Raw genomic sequence first — 18736 nt, forward strand, 5'->3', positions numbered from 1 at the left:
CCGTTTTTTGCGGAAACTTGTCCGGCAGGCGGCAGGAATGTGACAAATGTTTCGCTTTGGCTCCCTTCGGCATCCATGTAACCGCTCAGGCAAAGACAGAAGGTGGTTTCCCCTGCTCACCCGGGAAAACCGCCTTCTTTTGCTATATCATCCGGACCTGGCTGTACCCGGAAAGGAAAACAGGTACAACAGCGGTTCCGGACTCATGAATGCTACTGAATCAGTGAGTGCGCCGTCTGCGCTCTTCAATTACAAACGCCGAAGCCGCGAGAATACCCAGTCCTGTGACCGTCATTCCCCGAATGCCGGACTGGCCAGTGGAGAGCATCTCTGTCGGTTCCTGCCAGATGTTGGTGAAGACCAGGTCTTCCGCCTTTTTATCTGCGGTTACCAGCAGCGTGCCGTCTCCATTGTCCCTGACAGTGACCGTGACCGTGTATTCTGTCTGATCGTAGGCCACGTTGTCCAGTTTCGGATCTTTCTTCTCCCGGACAATATAGGTGTGTGTGCCTGCATCCGCCAGCGTGTAGCTGATGGAATCAAAGAGAATTTCACCGGCGGCATTGTTGGAAACCGTCTGAATCACCGTTTCCTGACCGTCTTTTTTCTCCAGCAGTTCAAAAGAGAACTGACCGTCCTTCAGTTCGCCGTCCTGCAGAACCTTTCTGGCCCGCAGATCCAGCTTGCCGGCGGCACTGTATTCATAGGTGTTTTCGAATACAGCATTCTCCGGATAGGTGATTTCAAATTCCATGTGGCCTTTGCCGTCATCCTTGACCAGGACTGAGATTTCCAGTGTTTTTCCATCATAGGCGATGAAACTCTGGCTGTCATTGACCTCGGATACTGTGTATTTCAGCGTTTTGCCAATGGAATCCGCAGACACCGGAATCGGTGCGAAGGCAACTTTGCCTGTGGCGTCATTTTTCGCTTCCTGAATCACAGTTCCATTTTCATCCTTCAGCTGGAAGGTGAACTGGCCCTCTGCGAGATCCGCACCGGTCAGCGTCTTGGAGACTTCCAGAAGCAGCGGCTCTTCACTGACACGGTAGGTGTTGGTGAAAGATACCTTTGCTTCTGTATTGCCCTGAATCGTGCCGGCTGTGTTTTCCGACAATGTCAGTTCAAAGCCTTCCACCGGAATCTCCTCAAAGGAATACTGTGTTCCAGCCGGAAGATCCGCAATGGTGATGGTTTCTCCGGCTTTCAGCACCAGAGTGCCGCCATCTTCAATGGTTCCGGATTTTTCCTCAGTGCTGGAAGTCCAGTTCCATGAGCCGGACAGCGGATCACCGGACTGATCTTTCAGGGAAAGAGTAAAGGTGAATTCCGCATCCTTCACGTAATCGGTGCCCTTTTCCACTGTTTTGATAATGGACAGGGAACCTGGCAGTACCTGATTGAGGAAGACCGGACGCTGACCATCTTCGTATTCCACGCTGGCAGTAATCTGGCCGTTGCCCGGGTCTGTGACGTGCACCGTCACAGGACTGGAAGTTTCATCATACTGGACATCTGTCAGATCACCCCGGATTTCCCGGATGGTGTAGTGATACTCGCCAGGAGCATCGAATGTCAGCTCATCAAAGAGCACAGCACCATCCGTTGTGTTGTCCGCAGTGGATACCACTGAGCCATCTGCATCCAGCAGTTCAAAGGTGAAGCGATACTTCTCCTCCGACAGGTCACCGCCGGACAGTGTCTTTTCCGCCTGGAGCAGGACGGATACCGGCTTGGAATTGTAGGTGTTCTCAAATGCGGCTACCGCATTCTCACCCTTGTGAATCGTACCGGAGAAGGTATCCTGCGTGACGGTATATCCATCAGGAATGTCGATCTCTGTAACGGAATAGGACACTCCGTCGGGAACGGTGAACAGGACGGCCCCGCCGGCTTTCAGCTGGAAAGTATCCCCATACTTCAGACTTTGCAGCCTGTCACCAAAGGCCCCCTGAACAGACTCCGTATAGACCGTGCCATCCGCATTGGTCAGATGCAGCTGGAAGGTGAAGTCCTGGTCAGCGACTGTCGTACCCTCCACTGTCTTGGATACGGTCAGACTGCCCTCATGGACAATTGTTGTGTTGTGGAAGACCACACCACCTTCCGGATAGGTCACAGCCGCTTCCAGCTTGCCTTCCGCATTTTTGGTCACATTCACAGTCACGGTATACGATTCGCTGTTGGCTTCATACACATCCCCATCCAGACCCGTTTCCCGGATCGTATAGGTGTGAGAGCCTTCCTGAACATAGGAAATCTGTTTGAACAGAATGGTGCCATCTGCCGAGCTGGAAACTGTGTCTATAACTTCTCCATTCTCCAGCAGTTCAAACTGGAAGGCTTCTCCTTCCGGGGACTTGCCATTGAGCAGTTTGGAAGCAGTCAGCTGCACGTTCACCGAATCCGGCGCTGCCTTGTTTTTGAATGCGGCAATGGCTTCCTCGTTGGGTTTGACAGTTCCCTGTTCTCCCGAAGATTCCACCAGTACCCAGCCATCCGGTGTCTGTTCATACACAGAATAGGGGCTTTCGGTGGGCAGGTTTTTGAAGACTGCTTCTTCATCTCCTTTCAGAGTGAATTCGTACCAGCCATCCTCCGGTGTGGCTTTGTTGTCGTTTTTCTTCCACTGAGCATAGAGGGTGATGGTTTCATTAGGCTCAGCTTTATACTTCACTTCATCTCCTGGCTGAAGCAACCCGGATGAACCATCTGCTGTCTCTGACCATCCCATAAATTCATGATTGAAAAGGTAAAATCCAGATTCAGGCAAACGAACTGAGGAATCCCAGTTACTGGTCGGGATAGAGGCTGTATCTCCCAATCCTCCATTGGCATCAAATGAGATTACGAAGTCTTTTCTTACTTCCTGCCAAACCCAGGTTCCTGCCATTTCTTCAGAACCGTCATAGGCAGTAATCAATTCCTGAGCAGTATAAGCTGTAGCAGGGTCTTTGGTATTACACCATTTCCCTGTATACCCGTCCTTGCTTGGTGGTGAAGGAAAGGAAAGAGTATAGCTACTCGTAGGTGAGTGATGCCATCCAAGAAAACTATAATCAGGACCGATAATTATTTTCTTGAGTTTCCCGCAATTATCGAATATCCGACCATAATCGACCTTCTTCGTATTCCAATTAGATAAATCTATTGATTCTAGATTAACACAACTTAGAAATGCACAATCCATGTTAAATACGTTGGATACATTCCAGTTAGCCAGGCTATTCAGATGTACTGCACCAAGATGCTGAAATGCCAATACCATATTCCTGACATTGCTTACATCCCAGTTGCTTAAACCATCTAAATCAACCAACGATTGATCATTACTGAAACACCAGCCTAGGTGCGTGACTTTGCTAACATCCCAGTTTTTCAAACCGTCGATATTCTTTAGACTCCCACAACTCGGAAACGTTTGATTCAAGCTGGTTACATTAGAAGTATTCCATTTTGATAACTCATCCACATCTTCAATAAGGGTGCAGCCTGCAAATGTGTTCAAAAGGCTGGTCACTTTATGAGTATCGAAATTCTCCAACCCCTTTAAGCTAATAAGACTCTGGCAGTAATAGAATGCTCCTCCTAAATCCTTAACTTCTGATGTGTTCCATTCATTCAACTCCTCTATTGATTTCAGATTCTTACAATTGGCGAATAGATTTCGAAGTGAGGTTACATTTTGAACATCGAAATTCTCAAATGTTAATGTATTTTCTATTTTTGTATATGCAAACCAATTTGCCATACTAATAGGTTGGATTGTTTTCTGTACCTCCACATTTGTGATTTGTTCCCTAACTGAATACCATGGTACATCGGTATATTGCACATACTCTTTTTCTTCAATGCCCGAATAAACTGTTAAGAATTCATCACTTTCTGGAATGACTTCTCCCTCCCCTGTTCTGGAGAAGACTAACACACCCGTATTCTCATTAAAAACTGCATATGCTTCACCAGCCAAAGATTCCGTTCCTTCCGCCTCTTCCGCACTGACCGGGACTGCCAGGAACATCAGGATCATGGTCATGGCTGCCAATATCTGCTTCAACAGTTTCATGTCAGTTTCCCTCCTTGTTCTCTTCCTGGCTGGGGTTCAGCTGTCTTCTCTCGAATTCCAGATCTTCCGGCAGTTCACTGCCTTCAGGCGGTGTGATCTTCACCCGGAATGTGTATTCCTGGTTGGGATCCTTTTCTCCCTCAATGGTTTTCTGTACCCGCAGCGTTCCTTTCTTCAGGTCGTTATAGAAGACCGGAACAACAGTTTCTCCATCTGCATCCGTCACGTCCTGCTGCATGGACAGAGTGCCGTCTTTGTTGTCGGATACAGTAACCCTGTAGGTGTAAATGGCTGTGGAGTAATTGACTGTTTCGTCCTCTCCTGCCTTTTCTTCCACGGTATAGGTGAAGGTTTTTCCAATATCCTGTTCCGTGTATTTCAATGGTTCAAACTTCACATTGCCGTTGATGTCGCTGGGGACAGTCTGAAGTTCCTTTCCGTCCTGATCTTTCAGGACAAACTGGAACTCGCCATCCTTCAGTTTACGGCCTGTCAGCTGTTTCCATGCTGCCAGGGATGTCTCGCCCTTCGCTTTATAGATATTGGTGAATACCGCCTGACCTGTCTGTTCTGTTTCATCGTTTTTGAAGTACACGATTTCCGGCGTCATCGTACCGTCTCCATTGTCCCTGGGTGTGATTTCTACCTTATATACATCAGTGGACAGGATATAGCCCGGTCTGGGATTCTGTTCTTCCTGGATGTAATAGGTAAATATCTTTCCGGCATCTTCCAGTCCGTAGGACAGTGCTCCAAATGTGATGGTTCCGTCAGGTTTCGCGTAGGCTGTACGCAGTACATTTCCATCCTCATCTTTCAGATCAAAGAGGAATGCCCCGGCAGGCAGGCTGCCATCCTGTACCTGTTTGACAGCACTGACAATAGCCCGTCCTCTGGTGTCATAGGTGTTGGTGAACTCGGCTTCTTTGAGTTTTCCGGCCTGGATTTCTCCTTTGTCATTGACCGTTCCGGTCAGCGCAAAGCCAGATGTTCTCGTTTCTGTGATCACATATCTCGTTTCACTGGGGATGTGACGAATCACAATCTGCTCACCGCCTTTGAGCGTGAAGGTATCCCCCGGCGAAATTTTGCCGGTTTTGTTGTCGCTGGTTTCGTAGTCGAAGGTTCCCGCTTCCGGGGTGGTGCCATCTGCCCTGAATAACTCGAACCGGAAGGTGAATTCACCCTTTTCAGCCGCTGCATCGGTGGCATTGACCAGTTCCTTGGATACTTTCAGGTCCCCATAGGGATGCCAGGTATTGATTACATCCGTTCCGTTCACGTCACTCACATAACCGGGTACGTACTCTTCCTGGATTTCCCATTGGATTTCCTGTCCGTTCTCGTACTTGAACAGATCAAAACTGTAATGCCAGTTGTCTGCGGCGGTGACGTACTTGATCTGGTCAGGCTTGCCGTTTTTCAGCAGCGTGATTTTGATTCGTTCCGGCCTTGTGCCTTCACTGTCATTCACCCACTTCTTGTCCCCTTCCAGACGAATCTTTTCCGGCTCATGGGTGTTGTTCAGCACGAACTTCACACCTTTGGTTTCTGTTTCAGCTCCCGCGGATCCGGCTTCATCAATGTTTTGTCTGGTTATGGACAGGGAATATCCATCAATGGCTTTACCTTCCCCGGTGCTTTCTTCAAAGGTCCAGATTTTGGGCGTTCCATCTTTGTTGAAGGGAACCAGTTTCTCAATCACATGTTTCCAGCTGTTTGCGTCGTTCAGGTCAAACTGCGCAACTTCCCGGTTTCCTTCTTTCATGGAAATGTGGATGCTCTCCGGGCGTTTTCCATCCCGGTTATCATCATCCTCCCAGACTTTTTCCACTTCGCAGTTGAACGGAATCAGCCCGACTTTGGTGTATCCGGTAAATACGACATAATTCGGTTCTGTCTCACCTGTGGCAGTCTGGCTCATGCGCACCGAAGCTGCATTGTAGGCGTGCGTACCACCGTAGAATCCAGCTTCTTCCCCTTCGGTTTTTCCTTCTTCCAGGAACGTGTCATATTCCCGGCCGTCTTCGTATCTGGATTCCGGCGCCTGCATCTCCATATACATGGATATGGCTGCATTCGGTTCCAGAACAAACTCCCCGCCATCTGTGGCTTTGCGGCAGTCAAAAGCAATGCACCGTACAGCGGTCAGCTCCGTCCGATCGGTGAGCTTCTGCCATTTGGAGGTGTCTGCCAGATCCAGATCGTCTGTGTTCTGTGAATCATTCAGTTCCAGATCCTGGGTGGAAACATAGACCACCGGATCCACACCGGCATCCCGCAGGGGACTGGTATCCACACTGAGCAGCGTTCCCTTCCAGGTTTCATCCCCGATATCCCGGTCTTCCAGCTTTGTCCAGTTTTCCAGGTTGTCATAAATCACAATGTTGCGGGAAGTGGTCACATCATCATTGGCCAGCCGCAGCCGGTAGGTATAGAATCCGTTCTCATAGACATTTTTCGGATAGTTATTATCCAGCCCTGATCCAAACAGCCCGTCATGGTTCACGGAAACCGACTTTGTGAGCCCTGTGGCGGCGGAGACATCGGAATGAATATTGGATGCAGCCCGGCAGAATACAAAGGCAGGATCATCATTATCAGAGTTCAGATCTTTCATGACCTCTTCTACCCCTGCCAGGGCACTGCGGCTGGTTCCGTTGCGTCCTGCGGTGGGGTCATTGCCGTATTCTCCCTGGAAGCCCTCCATGGTTCCCAGTCCACCATTGCAGGATTCAAAGCCGGCCACATTGATGATGTCCCGTCCATGAACCGTCATGTCTTCCCAGGAATACACCGCATCAAATGTCATCTGCAGGGTATCGCAATAACCTTCCAGACCTGCAGCTGTCGCCGGTGAGGAATATTTGCTGCGATACCGGGGCTGCGGTGTCAGCTTTGCTTCCACCATCAGCAGCGTTCTCCCGGACCCTTTGTAGTCCCTGATCTGGGAAATCTTTGTAATGGTGTCTCCCTTGCGCAGCTGAATCGAGGAAGTATCCGCCTCCACGCCTTTGGGCAGCAGATCGTAGAACACACCCTCGGTCCGTCTGGCAATGAGCCCCAGTCCAATGGCTTTGTTGTACTGATCCATGGTGGTCAGATTGCTCTGTTCATCCACCGTCACTTTATACTTCAGATGGGTGACCTGATTGGCTGTGTCATTGGCCTGACTCTCCAGCGTCTTCTGCGGGCGGACAGCCAGGGCAGCGGCATTGATCGTATCCACACCGGTGGTCGTATTGTCTTCCCTGCGAATTGTCAGGAGATGGCCGTCCATCCCGGTATCCACATCCTTCATCTCGGTATCCACATCCAGACCCGCCACATTGGACAGCGTGGTCTTCGGCGTCACTTCGCTGTCATACAGACTTTCCAGCTGTGACTTCACCTTTTCTGTAGGATGGAGCGTGATCATCGGATGCATATTCCAGATCGTTGCGTCCACTGTTGTGGTGGTCCGGGCTTCATATCCCACAACTCCTTCGGGGAATGTAACGGTGGTTCCGCTGAGTGTGGCCCCGTTCATGGCGTGGGAGGAAGAGGGGTCTTTCCAGGAAATCAGTGCATACTGTACCAGTTCCCCGTCCATCTCTGTTTTTCCCCAGATTTCCATATTCGCCACATCCTGGTCATTGGTATAGGGAAAATAGCCATAGTCGCCGGCACTGATTGCTCCCCAGACTACATCCTGAAAGCCGCTGGAACTGCTCTCTTTATACCCCCAGGTATTGGAGGCGGCTTCACGATAATCAAAGATCTGCGGCTTGTTCACCTTCAGACTCTTGAATTCATAATCCTCGCTGGAAGTCAGCCTTGCCTGTTCGGAATAGACACCATTGATCTTTTCGTTGAAGAACACCCGGTCATCGCTGGTGGTCATGGTATAGGATTTGTGACCATAGTTGTCCGGATTGGTCAATTCACCGCTGTCCAGAGAATCTCTCGTCCAGGGCATGCCAAAGCCAATGGAATCCACCGAGTACTCCAGATCCACATCGGTATCCTGGAGCAGTTCGTTGATTGCGAAGCTGTAGGGATTTCCCACTCCAGATTTGTTCACATCAAAGTGACCACCGGGAACCGGGAACGGCCTGACGATAAACACATCCTGTGCTGATGCGGAAGCTGTTGTCGTTTCCCTGTCATCCACAGACTCCAGGGAGTAGGTCACTGTGTTGTTGACGGGATAGGTTCCTGTTTCACGGAAATTCTCTTTGGGATAGGCCATAAAGAAATGGCAGTAGTATCCATATCCGTTTTCCTGGAAGGTATCCGCCTGAATCAAAACGCCTTTGTCTTCTGCAGACGGAGCACCTTTTGTGACTTTGGATCCCACCTGATATCCCAGGAAAACCGTATTGTAGGGATCGTCTTCCGGAATCACATCTTTGATATAGATGTCATAGCGCTGGTTGGCAGAGACGCTGGCATAGGTGTACCAGTCCACATAGAAGTAATCCTCTTCATGTTCCGGTTTCAGTTCCGCCGGCCAGCTGCTTACCCATGTCTTGGAGGCGTTGTTAGAACGCTTCACCGCATGGGTGACCCTGGCTTTTGAATCCATATCCGCCTGGATTCTGTTGGAACTCATGCCCAGAACCGTTCCTTCATCGGTAATGACAGTCATGTCTCCGAAAAACTCATCGGTTTTGTATCCGGTGGCCAGGTCTTTGATCTGGCTGGGAGTCAGATCCTGAACGGTGAATTCAAAGTAGAACGAACAGGCAGCAGGCAGCTTTTTCGTGTTGGTCAGAATATAGCTGTCTTCTGTTTCCGTATAGGAGAAGGTGGCTCTGGTGTCCGGCGCTTCCGGTACAGACAGCGTCATGGTTCCGGTGGGATTTCCCTCCCGGTCACGCCATACCACTTTCGGAATGGCAATGGAAATCTGCCCGGGTTCATAAGGGTGAGTACCGGACAAGGAAGCACTCAGACGCATCCGGACTTTGAACTCATCGTTGTTGCCCGGTGTAATGATCATCAGGTCCGTCGTGTCTTGCGGAGAGATCCAGCGCACATTGATGCTTTCAATTTTGGTTCCATCTGCTTCCGTGGGCAGACTCTCGGTATCCTGCTGTTCCAGCATCTCCACGGAGCGCGCCTGGTGAAGCGTGTCGAATTCTTCCTGTGTGATCTCCTCTGCTTCTGTCAGTTCAGCATCCTTCAGTTCTTCTGCCGAGATTGTCTCTTCTGTTTCTTCCGGTTCGGCTGGTGACTCTTCTTCCGCTGGATCTGCTTCAGGCTCCGTATCTTCCGCCATAACCTCCGAGAACCTGGCAGAAATTTCCATTCTGTCCTCCCCCATGGTCAGATCCAGTCCATCTTCCTGCATGGAGGCCACATCCTGACTGGTTCCGTTGACCAGAACTTCGGACAGTTCAGCTCCTTCTTCCGGTATAAACCGCAGACCGATCTCTGTTCCGGCTTCCAGAGTCAGATCTTCACCGGCTGTGATTTCTCTGGACTCTTCCTGATTCAGGAGAATGATGGAACCTGGTCCTTCCGCCGTCAGCGACAGATTGGATTCATCTGCGAAAACCGGTGTGATGTTCACCTGGGAGAGAATCATCAGAAACCCGGCAAGCAGACAGGACAGTTTTCTGAACAATGATTTCTTCATAGTTCCTGTTTCCTTTCCCTTTCAAGAAATGGTCAGAACGGGTGCACATGATTTATGCACACCCGGATCCTGACTTATTCAGACTCTTTCTTTTTCCGGAGAATTCCGTAAGCGGACAGAGCGATGACGATGCCGCCAGCTGCCACGCCGGTCCAGATGCCCGCCTGTCCGGTCAGCGGCATGCTGGGTCCTTCAATGTTGACGACCGTTCCCTCGACATCCACAGTCGTAATGTGGAAAGTATTATTTGTTTCGGTCTTGTCTCCTGTCACTGTCAGTGCTTTGGAAGGATCACTGACAATCACAATATCCACCGAGTCCAGCTTCTTGTTTTCCTCCTGGGTATAGTTCGGAACGAGCTTGAAGGTAATGGGCTCGATTTTCTTGTAGCCATCCGGCGCCTTGATTTCTGTCAGTGTGTATACCTTGTCACTGTCCAGACCGGTGAAAACAAAATTGCCGTTCTGATCGGTGGTGATGAGATTACCGACAATGTTTCCTAGTTCATCCGTCAGCTGGAACTCGGCACCGGAAAGCGCATTCTTGCTGTCATCTGTCTTGTGCAGTTCCAGGTTGAAGCTGTAATAGTTGACCTCATCATCCGGTGTCTTGTCTTTGGAATCTTCCTTTCTGGGGTTGTTGGAGAATTCCACGTAGGCAGTGTTGGTGAAAGGATCACTGATTTCCGCCTGAGCTTTATACAGTTCCTGGATCTGTGCATCGGTCAGGTGCACCTCATATTCCACTGTGATCACAATGTCTGAAGCATGCTCGTAGGAATAGTCAATTCTGCAGGCATCCAGAACTGTTTTGAGATCGCTCCAGGACCAGGTGACGGTACTGAGTTCTTCGCTGTTTTTACTTACAACCGGTGTGGGCATGTTGGCACCCTGCAGCGTGAGGGGTCCAACCGGTTCACCAGCGGCACTTTTGCCGGAAATCTGAATGGTGGTTATCCAGTCAGAGGGGAATGTTCCATTCAGATCAATTCCCGCCGGCAGTGTATCCACAAACTTGTAGGAGTAGGTCTCATAGTCGGCAATGTCTTTGGCTACAGTGCCTGTCAGCCGGAATTTCACCGGTGTGATTTCAAAATCGCCTGTATCGTCTTTTTTGATCACACCCACAGTACCGGCAGAATTCCAGTCTTTTTTATCCCCTTCCTTGATTTCCTTTTCCAGGGTAGGTTTGCTGGTTTTGGAATGAATGGTCACATCACCATCCACTGGCAGCATAATGGCGGAGGTATGAGTTTTCTCTGTATCAGCGGCATCCTGCGGTTCAGTGGAAGTAATGAGGTAGTACCCGGAATCCAGATCATTGAAGACAACCGTTTCCCCATCGGCAGTCTTTGTTGTGCAGACTGCTTTTTCCAGGGCTTTGGCCAGATAGTTGGAGAACTTCGTGGTCTGCAGAGCCGGTGTCTCCGCAATTTTCAAAGCCACGTCATAAGCAGATGCATTGGACGCAACGAAGTCATCATCATTCATATAAGAATTGATGGCGCCAATCAGTGTGGCTCCGTTTTCGCCGGCGGCTGACCCGAACTCCACATTGCCCAGCTTATTCATGCCAGGTACGCTGCCTGTCTGAGCTGTTCCGTCAACGAGACTTCCAGGAATTTCCACACTGCCCTCTTTGAAGTCACCTTTGAACAGCTGGTAAATGGAATAGTTCATTCCCTGTGTGGCAGCGGTCACTGTCACGCTGCCTTTGTCTGCGGCTACTTCCGCAGGAGCACCTGGCTCTTCTGCCAGAACAGGCGCAGCCTGACCAAGAAGCATGGCTGTTCCAAGAGCAGCAGCATATACGTTCCTTCTGAGTTTTCTCATAATGCAGTTTTCTTTCCTTTCCTTCTTTTCTTTCTGTTTCGCACGACTGTCACGATTACAAGGAGGACCACGATTGCAGTTCCCAGGACAAAAGGCCAGATTCGTGGACTTTTGAGTACCACCACCGGATCGGCTTTGGCATCAAAATATCCTTCCGGCACTTCAGTCCGGATTCCGTGAACCAGCAGCCGGTGATCGTTGATGCCATAAGGGGTACAGGTGATCAGGGTCACCATGTCTTTTCCTTCCTGTATCTCCAGTGCATCCATTTCATCCGGCAGCACCACTTCCACCGATTCCACCTTGTATGCATATGTCATTCCCAGAATGCGGATACCGAAGATGTCTCCGGATTTCATCTGATCCAGTTCATCAAATCCCCGCATATTCTGCATGCCTGTATGAGCGCTGACAGATGCATGCGTGTCTTCTCCCCCTACGGGAAGTGAAGTCCCTTTCAAATGACCCGTACCTGCCATGAGCACAGTTTCCGAGGTGCCATGGTAGATGGGCATGTTCAGTCCCAGTTTCGGAATCACGATCATGCCGAATGCCTGGTCCCCTTTTCTGACCATCAGCTGGTCTTCATAGGGCAGGATCTGTTCTTCCGGTATTTCCGGCTCTTTTCCTGCCAGCCTGTCATTGTAGGCATGAGCCTGCTGCAGCAGCTGGCGAATCACCGAATCATCCTGTTCCTGAACCTGTGTCTCCAGCTGACTGCCAATCTGCGATCTTCTCCATGCGTCCATGGCTTCCGTAGCCGGATACCACGCCACGATGAGAAGACCGGTGAGCAGTCCCAGCCAGGGAAGCCAGTCCCGGAATTTACTTTTCTTCTTTTTCATTCCGTCCCAGCAAAACCAGGCCAAACAACCCACTCAAAGCCAGTCCCGCCAGAATCGTGAGTCCCTTGACACCAAAATCAGCTGATGTATTTGGTTTCGCCGGGGTTTTCGGCTTCTCCGGACTATCGGCTTCCGGCTGGTTGACATAACTGATTTCAAATCTGGCATAGCCGTCTGACGGAGACAGTTTCAGACCATCGGCAAAAACACCCTGTTCGCTGAATTCCACTTTGACTGTCTGATCAGACAGTCTGTAACCGTCAGGAGCTTTGGTTTCTTTGATGTACAGCGTCTGATACCGGTCAAAGATGCAGCTCACCTGGCCTTTTGTCAGCTCTGCAGGCAGAGACTTGACCTTGTCCTGACAGTCAGCATCCGAAAAAATGCCAAAGGCAAACGGTTTGTTCGTAATGGAATTGCCCTGTTCATCTGTCTTCTGTATCACGATTGTCGGCAGAAAGCGTTTTACTGCCATATTCAGATCCGTGTTTTGTTCCACCTGGATCAGGACCGGCTCATAGGGTCTGTAATTACCGGGCTGTCCTTCAGATACCAGATAGATTCCCGGCTCCACTCCCTGGAAAACCACAGTTTCCTGTGTTGTTTGCGAGGGCCTGATTTCCGGATTGCCATCCTGGTTTTCAAACCAGGCTGCATCCAGCTGCCGGGCCTGCGCTGCTGCAGCCTCGGCACTCTGTTCCAGGATAATGTCCGAATCCATGGGAATCAGGCGGAAATCACGATTTGCTTCCGGCAGCTGATCCGTCCCTGTCAGATGCAGTGTCACCGTAGCTGAAGCCGTTTGTGAAAAACGCTGTTCCTGCGCCTGAACAGGCAGCCGGAACACAATGGACAGAACCAGCACCACAAGCAGCAGTCCTGCCTTCTTCCATGTCATTGTTCGCACCCTCTCTCTTTCTTTCCTGTTGCTTTCGATTCGTCATTTTTCAGCCAGCGCAGAAACGTCGGAACGGATACGTTCAGCTGCAAGGCAGCCTGCCGTGCAGTGATTGTTCCTGCTTTGTACTGTTTCTGCAAAAGTCCAAAACTGCGGGGAATTTCCAGAGGCTTGCGACCCCGGTGCTTCCCGTTCTTCTTTGCCCGTTCATACCCGGCTTGCTGGTTCAGCTTCAGACGGGTCTGAATGGTTTCACTGGCATAGTTGAAAACACGCCCCAGACTTGCGGTACTGAGTTGTGAGATCCCGTCAGGAAAATCAAGAATCTGGATAGTTGCACCCTTGTTTTCCACTTCATTCCACTTCTCACAGACCTTTGCAAGACTGGATCCGAAAACGGACAGAGATGGAATCACGAGACTGTCGCCAGGTTTGAGAACTTTCACGAGATACTCGAATGCAGGCTGCTGGGGACCGTTGCTGCATTCAGTAAATATCCCTCCGGCGCAGGTGACGGGATCGGCCGCAGGCCAGGCAGATATGGTATATCCATATTCCATACATCCCTCCCTCAGGAAACTGTTTTTTGTCCTCGAAAGTATACTTTGGAATACTTTCTGGAATTGAAAGTTCCCTTACGTAAACACATGATAGCACTTGGAACAAACGTGTTGCCATGTCATTTATTACATTTTTATCCAAATTAACTGCAATGTTCCGAAGTATGCTTTGGAATACTGGAATTTATATCAATATTCCATACACATAAATACGGCGCCTTGAATAGACTGATTCAAAGCGCCTGTTTTGCGGATAAAGATACAACTATTGGTCTGAGGTCTCTGAATCCCAGTGAACCCGAATTGGATATGAACTGTGGAATTGCTCTGTATGCCCTCTTTGCATCGTTCGATTTATCATGAATTATGAATGATACCGTTTTTTGACTTATCCTCTCTGATTTACATGTTTAATTAATCGTCTGCAATTCCTGCACCGACTTATCTATTTTCTGATTCCAACCCTTTGCGACAATTTCACACAGACTGGATACAATAAGGCGACAACCATTGCCTACAATGGAAAGTGTTTTAAGGGGGTGTCTCTTTTGGGACAGAATCTGTTCTTTTTCCTGACGAACAAAAAGCAGATCAACTTTCTGTATGAGAATCTCAGTCTCAGAGACGGAATGTATCTGATGCGCCAGCATGGGTTTACTGCTGTGCCGGTGGTTTCCTCCAACGGTGAGTATGTAGGGTCCGTGACCGAGGGCGACTTCCTGTATTATCTGACGGATCATCCCACAACCAATCTGGATGAAGTGTTCATCCGGGAAATCATCCGGCCCGGTTTCATCAAAGCGGTTCCCTTCAATGTCAGCATGGGAGAACTGCTGGCGGCAAGTCTGGAGCAGAACTTCGTTCCCGTGGTGGACGACCGGAATATCTTCATCGGGATCGTGACGCGGAAGAACATTCTTTCGTACCTGATGCGTGACAGAACTGTGAAGAACGAAGACAACTGAATCATAAAGGAGGAGGCTGATGCCTCCTTTTATACTGGATTACCGCCGGATGGCGGTAATTTGGCGGTAAAATGGCGGTAATCAGAGAGGAGCATTTTTCATGACTGCAGAATTCCGAAACGTTGACTATGAACCTGCATTTCAGATGAATGACAGAATTATTCAACTCTCCATGCGCATCGCTGATCTGGGTGGATTTTATTCCGGAAGAGTGTATCACCAGCAATCTCTTCACCTGAGAAAAGACAGCCGGATCAATACGATTTATTCTTCTCTGGCTATTGAGAATAATCAGCTGAGCAAAGAGCAGGTAACAGCTCTGATCAATGGGAAACGGGTGCTGGGACCGGAAAGAGATATCCGGGAAGTGAAAAATGCAGATGCTGTATACAAGCTGCTACCTGTACTTGATCCGTTTTCAGAGTCAGATTTTCTCCGGGCTCACGGAATCCTGACCAGTGATCTTGTGTCCAGCCCTGGACGGTACAGAAACAGGCAGGTTGGGGTCTTTGAGGGAGAGAAGCTGATCCATGCAGGAATACCTGCCTGGCTGGTCTCGGAAACAATGGGACAGCTGTTTGAATGGCTTCGGAAGTCACCTGTCAATCTGGTGGTGAAATCCTGTATTTTCCATTATGAAATGGTGTTTATCCATCCTTTTGAAGATGGAAACGGGCGGATGGCACGTCTTTGGCAGTCACTCATTTTGAGTCAGTGGAATTCCATTTTTTCCTGGCTGCCGGTAGAGACTCTGGTTTTTGAGAATCAGGACAGCTATTACCAGGCCATTCAGATATCCGACAGAACCGGTACTTCAGTGCCTTTTGTGGAATTCATGCTGGAATGCATTCTGAAAGCGCTGGAAGAGGCGGTGGAAGCCATCAATGGTTCGGTGACTGAAAACAATCTGCCTGCTGAGCCGGCTGCAGATCTGGATGACGGGATTCTGGATATTCTTTCCCGTCATCCATCCATGACTGTAGCTTCTCTGGCTGAAGCTCTGAACCTGCCCAAGAGGAGAATCGAACGTCATATCGCCCAACTGAAAAAGCAGAACCGTCTGCATAGAGAAGGTTCTGCCCGAAGCGGCAGGTGGGTGGTGATATAAGAGCTTATATAGGCAATACCTCAGAAGAGGTTGGAAGTGCCTGACTATCAAGTGGACTGTATTTGGCAGAAAGCTTGCTGCCGCCTTCATTTTCCAGCAGCCTTGTCAGTTCCCTGGCTCTGTTCTGAATCCATTTCTCCAGAAATGCCAGCCGTTTCTCTGAAAGGTTGTATTTCTTATGCCTTCGAAACTGGAAGTTGTACAGTTTCCGCAGCTTTTTCACATCCTCTTTGGTGGCATTCCATCGGACCAGATCGTTGTGCAGACCACCTGCCAGAGAAAAAGCTGTATCTTCCAGATATTCCTGAAATGCCGCATCATCAAAGAGTTTATCGTCAGTCAGTCTGGAAAACAGAGACAGTCCATGGTCAAAGCATGGGGCCAGAGTGAGAATCTCTCCGGTTTCTGTATCCTGCAAAAAGCCAAAATTGCCGAAATGCCGGTCTTCATTCCAGATCACCGCATCCAGCAGGACCATATCCGAAAATTTCTGACTGCTGCCTGTTTTTTCCATCAGGTCATGGAGCTCATCCAGATTTGAGGTCTTCAGCAGTTTTCCTGCCGGAATGTAAGCCCGGTCCTCTGAGGTAAAATTCCGGCAGGTGGATGCAAGAATCCCTTTGAACTGCCTTAAATCATAAGATACATGCTCGATTCCCATAGCTTCGGCTACCTGCGCAGCATAGTACTCGCTGTATGGCTCCCGTCCCCCATTTGTATACAGCGCCGGATCTGTTGCCCCCTTGTACAGAATCAGCTGCTCTCCTTCACGACGCCAGGTCTTGGGCAGTTGTCCGTTTGTGGTCATTTCCGGGCTTGGAGATGGTTCCGGAATCTTTGCCTGAGAGCATCCTGTGAAGGCAACCAGAGACAATGGCTCTGAAAAACTGTTTCGGTATAGACTGCAGTCCTTCCATTTCAGTTCTGCATTCTGCGGAACAATCCAATAGGTGTCATTGACAGACAACCCCAGAGAAACAGTCAGCTGGCCAATCAAATCCCCCTGGCGCAGTCCCTGACTTCGAAGAATCTCTCTGGCAAAGGCACGATTTCCGGGAATGGTTCGTGATTCAAGCCAGTTCATCAGGGAACAATTCGTTCCATCAAAAGAAACCGGGAGAAGACAGTCATCCTCAATAATCCAGTCAACAGACAAACTGTATCCACCACGGGTTCCTGGTGCCAGTTCGAAACGGGCCACGTCTCTATCTTTGGACTTCAGTACATAGCTGGTCATGAACTCTCCTTCCTGAATGAAGTGCATATAACACCATTTTACTGTGTTTGCATCGCTCCCAGCTGTAGAAAAGGACCCGGCATCAATCCGGATCCCTGTTTCACATATACTGCTTTATGCAGCCTTCCTGCCCTTCATCAGCACAAAGGTCACCGCTGCGGCTACCACGAAGGCGATGGCTGCAGCTATGATTTCATTGACGAGATTCATGGGCGAAGCGCCGGTGTAGCTGAGAAATACCAGAAAGCTGGCGACTGGTACCAGGTTAGTGCAGACCACACCGGTAATCCCCGCATACAGTGCCCCGCAGAAGCCGCCGGCCATCATGCCCGCCAGCGGTGTTTTGTACTGGAATCCTACACCATACAGTCCGGGTTCCGTCACGCCGCCTACCATCTGCGCCACGATGCAGCTCATGGCTTTGGCTTTGTCTTCGCTGTTCCGCAGGGCGAGAAAAGCGCCCAGGCACATACCGCCTATAGAGAAGGAACTGGCGGTGCAGGCAGGAAAAATCAGCGCATCCACTTCGCCTGTTGCCAGGATGGTAATGATAGTGGTAATGAAAATCCAGTGCATGCCGGACATGACAATGTACTGCCAGAAAGCGCCAATCAGGGCCATGGAGAGCACAGTTCCCAGGCCACCAATGCTGCCCAGGCTGATGACAGCGTCACAAATGAACTGGCCGGCCCAGGTGCCCAGTGGTGCGATGAGGCACAGGGATATGGGAAGCATGACGAGAATGGTGAGAAACGGCACAAACACATCCTGCAGAACCTTCGGGATGATTTTTTCCATGCCCCTGCTGACGTAACTCATGATCCAGCAGGAGAGCAGAATGGGGAGAATGGTGCCGGAGTAAGCGAGACTGGGGACTGTCAGACCGAAAACCACGAGGTTCTTATCCAGGGCTGCAAAGGTGGGGTGAATCAGAATGGCGCCCAGGAAGGCACCGAGCAGTCCGTTGATTTTGAAGTAGGAAGCGGAGGTATAGCCGGCGTAGATGGGCAGGAAGTAGAAGCCTGCGTCTGCCACGAAGCTGAGAAGTATATAGATGTCGCTGTCTGCGGGCATCCAGCCAAGAACATCGGGACCGAATATGGCAATGAGTGTCTTGAACATGGCGGCGCCGATGAGCACCGGGATCAAGGGGACCAGAGACCCGGACAGGGCGTTGAGCACTGCGGTTCCTGCAGACTTCAGTTTCTTCATAACCTTCCCTCCTGCCGCAGTTCCAGTAAAACTGCAGCTGTTTCTGACCCCATATTAGCATAATGATAGGACATTCAAGACGATTCTTTGCAGATCATCCTATAAAGTTTAGATTGTGTCCGTGTATGGTAAAATCTAAATGTCATACCAAAACCTTCGCAAAATTCCTGATTTTTTGAGAATATCTCCGAAACCTTCGCAAAAACTGTGAAGGTTTGGCCCATCTTCGCAAAAATCTGGTTTTTTGCGAAGATCCATATCGCAACAGCCCGCCGCTGGACACTCTCAGCGACGGGCTGTTGTACGTATTTCCCGGATTCAGAGTCCTGTTTATATTGGCGCTCTAAACTTTGGTGAGGTTCCGACTCTCACATCCTGTACACTTGGATG

At 49.8% G+C, this 18736-nt stretch carries 10 protein-coding genes and 1 pseudogene; 2 read left to right on the forward strand and 9 right to left on the reverse strand.

The annotated features are described in order from the left end of the window. Positions 1 to 220: 220 nt before the first annotated feature. The 7 genes and pseudogenes from QZ305_RS07050 to QZ305_RS07075 all read right to left on the reverse strand — a co-directional run bounded on the left by QZ305_RS07050 (position 221) and on the right by QZ305_RS07075 (position 13824). Positions 221 to 2677 carry a Spy0128 family protein gene (locus QZ305_RS07050; protein ID WP_294731015.1) on the reverse strand — a complete coding sequence of 819 codons (2457 nt, stop codon included), beginning with the start codon at positions 2675 to 2677 and terminating at the stop codon, positions 221 to 223. A 414-nt stretch (positions 2678 to 3091) separates the two neighbouring features. Further along, positions 3092 to 4066, reverse strand: a pseudogene (locus tag QZ305_RS11795) (BspA family leucine-rich repeat surface protein); the annotation flags it as partial. A gap of 1 nt (position 4067) precedes the next feature. After that, positions 4068 to 9689 (reverse strand): Cna B-type domain-containing protein, encoded by a 5622-nt coding sequence (locus QZ305_RS07055; RefSeq protein ID WP_294731016.1) that lies wholly within the window; start codon positions 9687 to 9689, stop codon positions 4068 to 4070. Positions 9690 to 9763: 74 nt separating this feature from the next. Further along, positions 9764 to 11521 (reverse strand): SpaA isopeptide-forming pilin-related protein, encoded by a 1758-nt coding sequence (locus tag QZ305_RS07060; RefSeq protein ID WP_294731017.1) that lies wholly within the window; start codon positions 11519 to 11521, stop codon positions 9764 to 9766. Further along, on the reverse strand, positions 11518 to 12366 hold the full coding sequence (locus tag QZ305_RS07065; RefSeq protein ID WP_294731018.1) for a class C sortase: 849 nt from the start codon (positions 12364 to 12366) through the stop codon (positions 11518 to 11520). The genes QZ305_RS07060 and QZ305_RS07065 overlap by 4 nt, the downstream gene beginning before the upstream one ends. After that, positions 12347 to 13264, reverse strand: coding sequence for a prealbumin-like fold domain-containing protein (locus QZ305_RS07070; RefSeq protein ID WP_294731019.1), 918 nt, complete (start codon positions 13262 to 13264; stop codon positions 12347 to 12349). Before QZ305_RS07070 ends, QZ305_RS07065 begins: the two co-directional genes overlap by 20 nt. Beyond that, a complete protein-coding gene (locus tag QZ305_RS07075; RefSeq protein ID WP_294731020.1) occupies positions 13261 to 13824 on the reverse strand; it encodes a recombinase family protein in 564 nt (187 codons plus the stop codon). The genes QZ305_RS07070 and QZ305_RS07075 overlap by 4 nt, the downstream gene beginning before the upstream one ends. A gap of 548 nt (positions 13825 to 14372) precedes the next feature. Here QZ305_RS07075 and QZ305_RS07080 point away from each other — a divergent pair. Beyond that, positions 14373 to 14789 carry a CBS domain-containing protein gene (locus tag QZ305_RS07080; RefSeq protein WP_294731021.1) on the forward strand — a complete coding sequence of 139 codons (417 nt, stop codon included), beginning with the start codon at positions 14373 to 14375 and terminating at the stop codon, positions 14787 to 14789. Positions 14790 to 14889: 100 nt separating this feature from the next. Then, positions 14890 to 15897, forward strand: coding sequence for a Fic family protein (locus QZ305_RS07085; protein ID WP_294731022.1), 1008 nt, complete (start codon positions 14890 to 14892; stop codon positions 15895 to 15897). Between the two features lie 4 nt (positions 15898 to 15901). On the opposite strand, the gene QZ305_RS07090 is transcribed toward QZ305_RS07085, so the two are convergent. Both QZ305_RS07090 and QZ305_RS07095 read right to left on the reverse strand, forming a co-directional pair. After that, the gene (locus QZ305_RS07090; RefSeq protein ID WP_294731023.1) at positions 15902 to 17161 is read right to left on the reverse strand and encodes an XRE family transcriptional regulator; all 1260 of its coding nucleotides are present in this window, start codon (positions 17159 to 17161) and stop codon (positions 15902 to 15904) included. Between the two features lie 87 nt (positions 17162 to 17248). Beyond that, positions 17249 to 18346: a PTS transporter subunit EIIC gene (locus QZ305_RS07095; protein WP_294731024.1), complete on the reverse strand. Its 1098-nt coding sequence runs from the start codon at positions 18344 to 18346 to the stop codon at positions 17249 to 17251. Between the last annotated feature and the right edge of the window lie 390 nt (positions 18347 to 18736).

The organism is uncultured Faecalibaculum sp. (assembly GCF_910588395.1).
In the GTDB taxonomy this organism is placed as follows: domain Bacteria; phylum Bacillota_I; class Bacilli_A; order Erysipelotrichales; family Erysipelotrichaceae; genus Faecalibaculum.

Excerpts from the sequence above, each read along its gene's own strand:
- QZ305_RS07055 (WP_294731016.1), bottom strand. The coding sequence starts at position 9,689 with ATGAAGAAATCATTGTTCAGAAAACTGTCCTGTCTGCTTGCCGGGTTT.
- QZ305_RS07060 (WP_294731017.1), bottom strand. The coding sequence starts at position 11,521 with ATGAGAAAACTCAGAAGGAACGTATATGCTGCTGCTCTTGGAACAGCC.
- QZ305_RS07065 (WP_294731018.1), bottom strand. The coding sequence starts at position 12,366 with ATGAAAAAGAAGAAAAGTAAATTCCGGGACTGGCTTCCCTGGCTGGGA.
- QZ305_RS07070 (WP_294731019.1), bottom strand. The coding sequence starts at position 13,264 with ATGACATGGAAGAAGGCAGGACTGCTGCTTGTGGTGCTGGTTCTGTCC.
- QZ305_RS07075 (WP_294731020.1), bottom strand. The coding sequence starts at position 13,824 with ATGGAATATGGATATACCATATCTGCCTGGCCTGCGGCCGATCCCGTC.
- QZ305_RS07085 (WP_294731022.1), top strand. The coding sequence starts at position 14,890 with ATGACTGCAGAATTCCGAAACGTTGACTATGAACCTGCATTTCAGATG.
- QZ305_RS07090 (WP_294731023.1), bottom strand. The coding sequence starts at position 17,161 with ATGCACTTCATTCAGGAAGGAGAGTTCATGACCAGCTATGTACTGAAG.
- QZ305_RS07095 (WP_294731024.1), bottom strand. The coding sequence starts at position 18,346 with ATGAAGAAACTGAAGTCTGCAGGAACCGCAGTGCTCAACGCCCTGTCC.